7 protein-coding genes and 3 pseudogenes are annotated in these 9153 nt (G+C 38.7%); 8 read left to right on the top strand and 2 right to left on the bottom strand.

Features of this window, described 5'->3' with window-relative positions; translation table 11 throughout:
• Positions 1-8 precede the first annotated feature (8 nt).
• The 4 genes and pseudogenes from V8I28_RS12515 (at position 9) to V8I28_RS12500 (ending at position 4410) form a co-directional block, all read left to right on the top strand.
• Positions 9-945, top strand: a pseudogene (locus tag V8I28_RS12515) (IS30 family transposase).
• 232 nt (positions 946-1177) lie between these two features.
• Positions 1178-3214: a KUP/HAK/KT family potassium transporter gene (locus V8I28_RS12510; protein ID WP_341780421.1), complete on the top strand. Its 2037-nt coding sequence runs from the start codon at positions 1178-1180 to the stop codon at positions 3212-3214.
• Between the two features lie 241 nt (positions 3215-3455).
• Positions 3456-4160 (top strand): GH25 family lysozyme, encoded by a 705-nt coding sequence (locus tag V8I28_RS12505; protein ID WP_373875086.1) that lies wholly within the window; start codon positions 3456-3458, stop codon positions 4158-4160.
• Between the two features lie 73 nt (positions 4161-4233).
• A complete protein-coding gene (locus V8I28_RS12500) occupies positions 4234-4410 on the top strand; it encodes a hypothetical protein (RefSeq protein ID WP_341780420.1) in 177 nt (58 codons plus the stop codon).
• Between the two features lie 299 nt (positions 4411-4709).
• On the opposite strand, the gene V8I28_RS12495 is transcribed toward V8I28_RS12500, so the two are convergent.
• Both V8I28_RS12495 and V8I28_RS12490 read right to left on the bottom strand, forming a co-directional pair.
• Positions 4710-5060, bottom strand: a complete 351-nt coding sequence (locus V8I28_RS12495; RefSeq protein ID WP_011222016.1) for a DUF5388 domain-containing protein — start codon at positions 5058-5060, stop codon at positions 4710-4712.
• 1 nt (position 5061) lies between these two features.
• Positions 5062-5862 carry a ParA family protein gene (locus V8I28_RS12490; RefSeq protein WP_015639692.1) on the bottom strand — a complete coding sequence of 267 codons (801 nt, stop codon included), beginning with the start codon at positions 5860-5862 and terminating at the stop codon, positions 5062-5064.
• Between the two features lie 1424 nt (positions 5863-7286).
• Between V8I28_RS12490 and V8I28_RS12485 the strand changes: the two are divergent.
• The 4 genes and pseudogenes from V8I28_RS12485 to V8I28_RS12470 form a co-directional block, all read left to right on the top strand.
• Positions 7287-7457, top strand: a pseudogene (locus V8I28_RS12485) (replication initiator protein A); the annotation flags it as partial.
• Positions 7458-7494: 37 nt separating this feature from the next.
• Positions 7495-8282, top strand: a protein-coding gene (locus V8I28_RS12480) for an IS5 family transposase (RefSeq protein ID WP_080487858.1) whose coding sequence is annotated in 2 segments (ribosomal slippage) — positions 7495-7753 and positions 7753-8282 — 789 coding nt in all. Because the reading frame shifts where the segments join, the coding sequence is not laid out codon by codon here.
• Positions 8283-8288: 6 nt separating this feature from the next.
• A pseudogene (locus V8I28_RS12475) lies at positions 8289-8486 on the top strand (replication initiator protein A); the annotation flags it as partial.
• Between the two features lie 272 nt (positions 8487-8758).
• Complete coding sequence (locus V8I28_RS12470) at positions 8759-9040, top strand: type II toxin-antitoxin system RelB/DinJ family antitoxin (RefSeq protein ID WP_128537155.1); 282 nt, start codon at positions 8759-8761, stop codon at positions 9038-9040.
• Positions 9041-9153 lie beyond the last annotated feature (113 nt).

The raw sequence follows: 9153 nt of genomic DNA, 5'->3' as shown, positions 1-9153 counted from the left end.
CTGATCTTTTGTCTAGTATAACCTATTCCGAACGAATTAAAATCGAAACCTTTTGTGAACTAGGGCTGTCCAATATCCAAATGGGCGTTCGGCTGAACCGATCACCGTCAACAATTTCTTATGAATTATCTCGATGTCAACCTTATCAGGCTGAATTAGCACAAACAGATGCCGAATACAAGCGATCACGATGTGGTCGGAAAACTAAGCTGAGCGATGAGTTAAAGCAAACAATTCTCAACCATTTACATCTAAGCTGGTCACCAGGAATGATTGCTCACGAATTTAAACTAGCTACTAAATCTATTTATAATTGGCTAAATCAGGGGAGAATTGGTTTCTCCTTGAATGATCTACCTGAACATGGCGTACGCCAACGGCGTAACGTTGACCAACGATCCAAATATAATCAATCTTTGGGGCGATCGATTGAACAGCGTCCCATGATGATTAATCAACGTAATCGCATCGGTGATTTTGAACTAGATACCGTCGTTGGCCCTCGTGGGCATAGTAAGGCAGTTTTATTAACTTTAATCGATCGCAAATCACGGTTCCTTTGGGCATATCGGTTAAAGGACCGAACGACAGCGAGTGTTAATGAAGCACTGACTAAGTTCCTAACAACTTTTAATGGACCGGTGCACAGTTTTACTGTGGACCGTGGTACTGAGTTTAGTGGGCTAGTATCATTTGAATCACAATATGGTATTAAGACCTATTACTGTCATGCTTATACGCCAGCTGAACGTGGTAGTAATGAACGCTTTAATCGGAATTTACGTTATTTTTATCCTAAGGGGACTCGTTTTGAGCACATTAGTGCTCAAGATTTAACGACAACGTTACTCCAAATTAATCAGAGACTGCTTAAAATCCTCAACTGGCAAACAGCAAACAACCTATCCGGTTATACTGACCAATTTGTCCAAAAATTCGGATTAAATTTGCAATCTATCATATTAAAACACACATTGGAGTCGGTTATCAGATGGTTCAACTAGATAGTTAAGAATAGAAGACCCATAATTTATGGTTTCAATCAGTATATCGTAAATTATGAACTTCTTTAAAGTGATTTCATTATGATGTATATGGCATAGTTGCTTTTCTTAGTGTTTAGGCTTACTATTTTGCAGTGCCATATTTCAAAAAATGACTTTGGAGGCAAGTAATTATGAATAAGCAACTAGAACGTGTTTCCCTTGCAGGAGCACTAGTTACTTTAGGCATTGTATACGGCGATATTGGTACTTCACCATTGTATGTTATGAATGCATTGATTGGTGACGCTGGTAAAATGGAAAATATTTCTCCAGAATACGTCATTGGGTCAGTTTCTTTGATATTTTGGACATTAATGATTATTACAACGTTGAAGTATGTTGTCATTGCAATGCAAGCCGACAACAAGCATGAAGGCGGTATTTTTGCTTTATATGCCTTAGTTCGAAAAAATGCAAAATGGTTAATTTGGCCAGCTTTGATTGGTGGGGCAGCTATTTTGGCCGATGGAACATTAACACCTGCAGTAACCGTGACCTCAGCCATTGAGGGATTAAAAAAACAACACCTTGGCCCTGTGGTGTTTAGTAATTCTCAACATAACGTCTTGATTATCACAACAGTTGTTTTACTCGTATTATTTATGATTCAACGTTTTGGAACAGGTGTGATTGGGAAATCCTTTGGACCAGTGATGATTTTATGGTTTGGCTTTTTGGCTGTCTTTGGAATCGTTAATCTAATCAATTATCCAATGATATTGAAGGCTATTTCTCCCTATTATGCAATTAAGATACTCTTCAGTCCAGTTAACAAAGTGGGAATCTTTATACTTGGAAGTATCTTTTTGGCAACCACAGGAGCAGAGGCTTTATATTCCGATATGGGTCACGTTGGCAAGCAGAATATTTATGTAACCTGGCCACTAGTATATAGTACCCTATTTTTAAATTACTTAGGTCAGGGTGCTTGGATAATTAGACATGCAGGTGATACTGCTTACAGGAACTTATCGAACTTAAATCCCTTTTATGAAATGCTCCCCGGAACTTGGCGCCTAGTTGGCATTTTGCTAGCCACACTCGCTGCAATTATTGCCTCTCAAGCGTTGATTACGGGTTCTTACACTTTAGTCAATGAAGCAATTGGCTTAAAATTTTTACCTAGAATGGTTATTAGACATCCAAGTAATATAAAAAATCAAATTTATATTGCAACTGTTAATTGGATACTATGTATAATAACAATCAGTGTAGTCTGGTTCTTTGGTAGCTCACAAAAAATGGAGGCTGCGTATGGTTTAGCAATCACTATTACCATGCTTATGACTACCGTGCTTTTGCATGAATTCTTAAAGAAACACCTGGCTAAGGGAACAGCACTTATAATTGCCTTGTTTTTTGGCTTTATTGAGTTAATCTTTCTAATTTCAAGTTTGGTTAAGTTTATTCATGGCGGTTATGTTACGTTAACAATCATGTTGGGCATTCTTTATATTATGTGGCTTTGGTACTTTGGAAATAAACGAAGAGACCATTATGAGAAAGAAAGCGAGTATGTTTCACTTCTTGACTATCGTGATCAACTCTCTAAATTAAGCGCAGACAATACAGTACCTTTGTTCACGACTAACTTAGTGTATATGACTAAAATTAAGGGTGATTACCAAATTAAGCGTAGTACCATGTATTCTATTCTCGACAGACAACCTAAAAGAGCTAAAGTTTATTGGTTTGTTACAGTCAATGAAACCAATGCACCTTATGAAAGTAATTATACAGTTGATTTACTTGAGACGCATAATGTTGTTAACGTTCAATTTTACTTAGGGTTTAGGAAACCTCAATCCGTTAGTGTCTATTTACATCAAGTTGTAAATCATCTAGTGGAACAAGGTATTTTAGAACCACAAATACCCACGTATTCAACAGAGCGGCAACGGAAAGTCGGCGACTTTAAGTTTGTTATTATAAAGGAACAACCAGCAGATTTAATTGTCAATGATAAGTTAAGCTCGTTAGATAGAAGATTAATTGGTGGGCGCATCTATTTGCAGAAAATTACGGCCTCACCTATTTCATGGTATGGTTTGGAGTTTAGCAATGTCATAGAAGAAAGTTCTCCGTTATTTATTACTCAAAATCAGGATCAATACTTAATCCAAAAGAAAATTTATCATCGAGGCAGATTAAGTAAGACTGAAAAATGAGTATGCAGTAGTTTAAGTGCAACAACTAAGTTAGAAAAATTATATTTAGTTTTAATTAATGGTCTGATCTCAGTACTTTACTGAGATCAGACCATTTTTATTCGGGTCTAGAATTTTTGATGTTGGAAAGTATTTCCATTCCAAAAGTACTAGGCCCTTTTTGATAACAAAAAAAGGCATCTAAGCCTCCCTAGTGCTATGCTTTAAGCGACGAAACTCAAGATAAGCGGGGTAGGAATAGATGTCTCAACTAGCTAATACACTTAAATTACTGGGAATTACAGACACAAACATTCAGGTGTTCGGTACTCGTGATGAATTTCATGGTCGGGGAACGGCTGAAGCTCAATACTTTCTATCATGGGTTAAGAAGATGGGATTAGATAAGTCCACGGTATTAGCCATTGATGTAGAAGCGCCGGGATTAACCTGGGCAACTACTGGCCAAGTTAACGTGTTCCTGAAATACCTGATTAGTCACGGGTATAAGAATGTGATTACGTACGGCTCAGGTAGCTGGTTCAATGCTGGCCGGATTAATCGGTCCCAGTTAGTAGATAAGGCAATCTGGGTGGCGGCTTATGGTGTCAGTCAACCGGGGGTAGCTAATGCCAACGCTTGGCAATATACCGACAACTGGCACGGAGTGGATTGCAGTTATGATTTCGATGGTAAGCTGTCTGGTAAGGTTACCAAGGCAACGCCTAAGAAAGCCTCATACTGGGCTGATAATGGCTTGTATGAAGTGATTACCAGTGAGGTTAACGTGTATGGTAAGCCAGCCCTAGACAAGGCTAATAAGCGCCGTATTCACTTCTCAAAGGGAAGAACAATCTATGGTAAGGCTGTTAAATATGGCAAGGTGTACCGGATTAAGACTGATGTTGGTTACATCTCTGCTAATAAGGACTACGTGAAGCTGGTCAGAAAGTCGGGTGGTAAGTAATGACCTTTGATCGTTGGATTGAATTAATCACGTTAGCTTTGGCTGTAGTCGCGGGTATCTATGCAGCTTTGTCATGAAGCCCTTCACAGATCGGCTGCAAGACATTGCTCAAAGTATGAAGGATAGCAGCCAGCGAATTGAACGGCTGTTTAATTCGCAAAATACGCTGCGTGAAGATTTAATCACTAGCAGAAGCGAGCATAAAGTTATCAACGAACGCTTAGACAATGTTGAAGATGATGTACGTTAACTGAAAAGTAAATAGTGCTAGAATTAATTTAATCCTTCAAAGTTGACACAACCAAAAAGCCACTCATCTCATCACGAGGTGGGTGGCTTTTTTGAGTAAGTTAAGTGACAGCATGGATTGTTATATGATTGTGTATGTCCTAAATGGACACAGCAACGCTCCTAAGCAAAGCCTGTATGTACTGATTTCAGAAAAGCCCTCTATTCCGCATAATAGAGGACTTTTTTGTGTGCATTCTGCTTAATTTAAACGGACAAGTATACATCTAAAAGGTGAACGTATCGTCTGAGAGCACGTGATTATTTACTTTTTACTTTGTTAGCATCGCCGGTTTCCAAAGTCTGTATTTGAGTCGTAAGCGTATTTTGTTCAGACTCAGTTAACGATTCAAAAAAAGTTTTTTGTAATTGGGCTAATCCGTTTTGTTGAGTTGAGCTATACCCTAAAATTACCATAGCTTTCATAAAGTTTTTTAGATGATTGTCAATTCTGAGCGTAGTATCAAAAGTAACACCATCTATTTGTTTAGACTTTGTTTTGTTTGATTCGTTTAGAGAAGATATGGAAATTTCTTTTTGGGGCTGGGGCGCCGATTTTCTAGGAATTATTTTGCTTTTATTTGAGTTAGGATTGTGTAAAAGTTCCACCATGCTAGTCCGCCCTTTCAATAATTTCTTGTGCCACAGAATCGTATAATCTAATTATTTTTTTATCGAACTGATCTTTTAGAAATACACCTCTGATTGAATATCTTTTGATTCTTTCCATATTACGAATTAGGGTTTTTAACATGTTTTCTTTCCCAAATTCTTCTTCTGCTACTTCTAATGTGCTGTGATCAACAGGCGCCCCATTCTTTAATAGCACAGGAAGTATACCGAGTAAATTCAAACTAGGTGCTTCGTATTCATCGATTACCTGTTCCTGTATATATTTTAGAAACGATTCGGCACCCTGAAGACTGTGCTCTTGAGTTTGAAGGATAATCAGAACCCAATCTGAAGCGTATAAGGCGCTATCAGAAATTAAGGAAATAGTCGGTGGCAAATCAAATACCACAAAATCATATTTTTCTTTTAGTGAAGCAAGTAGCTTGCTAAAATATGTAACTCTATCTTTATAATTATTTTTAAACTTTTTTTCCATAATCCGTGGGTACAATGAAAAATCTGCGCTTGATGGAATAAAGTCAATGTTTTTATCCAAAGTAACCAACGATCTTGATAAGTCTTCTTCTTGGATTGATGCAAGCAAGGTTTGATTAAATTTAATATCATCGTGGCCTAAATTAGCCGCGGTTTTAAAGTAAATATCTGTAGCGTTTGCTTGAGGATCGAAATCAATTAATAGCGTTTTTTTACCAGCACGAGCTAGTGCCAGGCATGCAAGCGTGGCATTTGTTGTTTTACCGGTGCCACCTTTAAAATTTCCAAAAGTAATTACTTCACCCATTATACTGACCTCCAATTAAGTATCCTAATATACAAGGATACTTGGATACAAGGATGATAACATACAAAGATACTTGGATACAAGGATACAAGGATACATTTCTTCTCAAAAGCCGTTAAATTAAGATTAACTGCAAGTATCCTAATATACTTAGATACAAGGATACAAGGATACTTAGATACAAGGATATGAATATACAAGGATACAAGGATACAAGGATACATAAAAAGAAAAATGTTGATTTATCACCAAACAACGAGTAATATTGGTTACATAAAATAGAACATAAAAAAACACCCACCGACGGGAATCGGTGAGCGCCACATAAAAGTCATCGTTGTTTAATGACTATTATATCATGGCCGGTGCGATTTTTAAAGCCCTAGGGGACAAGCTGGGGTCTAAATCCAAGGGGACACGTTTGCCAGTGCGACTTCAATAAGTCTGGCTATACCACAACAAGGTCATCTGTACGGCTGGGTGGTGAATGGTGAGCGCGACCATTAACGGCGCGGGTGGTAAAACGAAGCTTCGGCTTGGTGCCATTGATTAGTTGGTGATCGAACAAACATAAATACGTATTACCAACGCCTACTAGGGCGTTTTTTAGTAGGCTAAACCGAAAACGTAGGTTTATAATGGATGGTGGTAGCAATACCGCAATTGTACAGACAAGCGACGGGCGTTAACGACCGACGAACTAAGGGGAAACTTTTAGTAGTAGAATTGCACTCTGGTTCAGTTATTCCAAATAGCTGATTCCAGGGAACAATTCTGCGCTCAAAACGTCACTCCCTCTAAACTGAATGGAAAACCTTAACTCGTCAAGTCAAATTCGAAAGAAAAAAGAAAGTTGGTGGAATTGTTGGAATGTAAGGATTACATTGTTCCATTGAATCCAGATGTGATCGTTAAGAAGACAATCTATCGGAGTTCTGCAAGAATTACTGAGCGACAAAGGAACCAAGTGAAGAGAGTTTTGCGTAGTCAAGGGTATCAGGGAAGAATTAGTAGTATTCGATACACTCGAGTAAATTACAAGTATTCATTTAAAGTATTCGTGAAGTATCGGGGAAGTGTTGGCAATTTTTTGGTTAATACAAAGAATGAGACAGTTGAATTTAAGGGAATGGTCTAGGAGTTTAGGCGGTTAAATTTACAAAGTGAGTTTAATGATTTTTTGGGGATTTTTCATCTAGACCACTCCTCTCCCGTCAAATTTCACAAAGGCCAAATAACGGATCGTTGTTTTATCAGGGAGTGAGGGGGTTACTTGGGATAAGCCCCATTATGTAAAGTGAAAATTGGTATACTAAGAAAGGCTCCCGGTTTAACACTGGAGGCCTTTTTTCTAGGTTACATATTTTGAGGATGAATGTTTTTATCTTCGTAGTTTTTACTTGGGTGCTGTAACATGATGAATACTGCTTAGTTTTTGGTGCCGTACCCCGCAACAAATGCGGCGCTTCATTGGCATTATCTTAAATGCTAAGTACCGAGTTGAGAAAGATCACAAAGATATTGGCGTCATAATCCCACTTGATGATGAAGAACTCAAACCTTTAATGACTAAGAAGCTGTCCAAGATCTATGATTTTTGATATACTTCTATGTAAAAAGCGAGTTTAAGCTATGAAAAATTATCCCAGCAATATTACTCGGCAACAATTTGAATTAATTCGACCAGCTTTAGAAAATTTTCGTAAGCGAACTAAGCCTCGAAAATATGACCTCTACGAGGTCTTCTGTGCGGTCCTATATGTCTTGAAAACCGGTTGCCAATGGCGTCAAGTCCCCGGTGATTTTCCAGAATGGCGGTCAGTTTACAACTATTACAAAATTTGGTCAACTAAAGCTGAGCCTACGGCTGATTCTTTATTGGAACAAGTTTTAAAAAAATTGTCATTGCTCGGCGAACTTACCAAGGACGTTCAGCTTTAACTTCCTTTATTATCGTTGACGCTCAGAGCGTCAAAAACACCGCTACTGCTGAAAACAAAGGTTACGACGCTGGTAAGAAAATCTCGGGGATTAAGCGCCATCTGGCAGTTGATATCAATGGCTTTCCGCAGGCCATTCACATGACGCGAGCGAACGTCTCTGATCGAGACGGGGCCAGTGCAATGATCGCTTTACATGCCATGCATTTACGCCAGGTTCAAAATGTCTTAGTTGATGGTGGTTATTCAGGCGTTAATTTTCAGCTCGATGTAGCCAGTAATTTAAACGCAACCGTGCAGGTTGCGAAGCGCAATGAGTTGCATCGATTCGAAGTCATGCCCCAACGTTGGGTAGTCGAACGATCTTTTAGTTGGCTAGAGAATTGTCGGCGACTTTGGAAAAATTGTGAGCGTCAATTAACCACCAGTCTGCAAATGGTCGTTTTAGCGTTTTTAGCACTATTACTTAAGAGATTTTAGACAGCTTCTAAAGCCTTGAGACGCTACTTTAACGCCCTAAGAAGCAATGAGAAGCATATCAAGAACGTGGAAAACTACTTGTACGGCACCATGCAAAACCTATTTGGCGTTTGGTGGAATAAACAAGCGGCTAGAGAATATGCGGCCAAACACCCCGAAGAAGAAAAATCGGCCGACAACGATAACAGTGGGTTGTACTACTAGTCCTAAAAGGCTACAAAATCCTTTCTAAGCAGTTTTAAGACTTACTAACCTCTCTTTATACTTTTTATATACTTAAGTTAGATTTAAATAGCTTAAACAGAAGAATAGGGGCTTTTAAATGAGCGCCAGAGCTAACCAGACTAACCAGCTCAAAAGTTCAGCCTTTAGATCAACGCCAAGCTCAAGTGATTTGAGGCCAAGGCTTTATCTATTGATAAGGCACTTAAAAGGTAGCACAATGGTAGTAGTAAAAGAAGGGAGATGAGACAATCATGGCAGTTAATGAAAAGAAACGGGTCCAAGTCAAGATTGATAAAGATTTGGCCGATGATACCGAAGCAGTTTTAAGCGAATTGGGCTTAAATCCAACCACGGCCATTAACATGTTTTACAAGCGGATTGTTGCTAATGGTGCTTTACCTTTTAATGTGTCTTTAAGCGAAGAAGAAAGAGCTAATTTACGCTTTTTAAAGGCGACCGAAGGGACACCAGTCACCGAGTTCAAAGACGCTAAAGAGGTCGCTGATTGGCTCAACGATCCAGATGAGGACTAATGACTTAGTCAGCCTATACGTTAGTTTTGTAGAAACTAACGGTGGCAAGTCTCGGCCAGTTTTAATTCGTCGGGTATCAGAACAGACGGTCGAGGCTTTTAAAATTACTAGTC

It is taken from the genome of Levilactobacillus sp. HBUAS70063, from assembly GCF_038374745.1.
Lineage (GTDB): Bacteria > Bacillota > Bacilli > Lactobacillales > Lactobacillaceae > Levilactobacillus.
The sequence above is the reverse complement of the archived record's forward strand: the minus strand, read 5'-3'. Positions and strand labels throughout refer to the sequence as shown.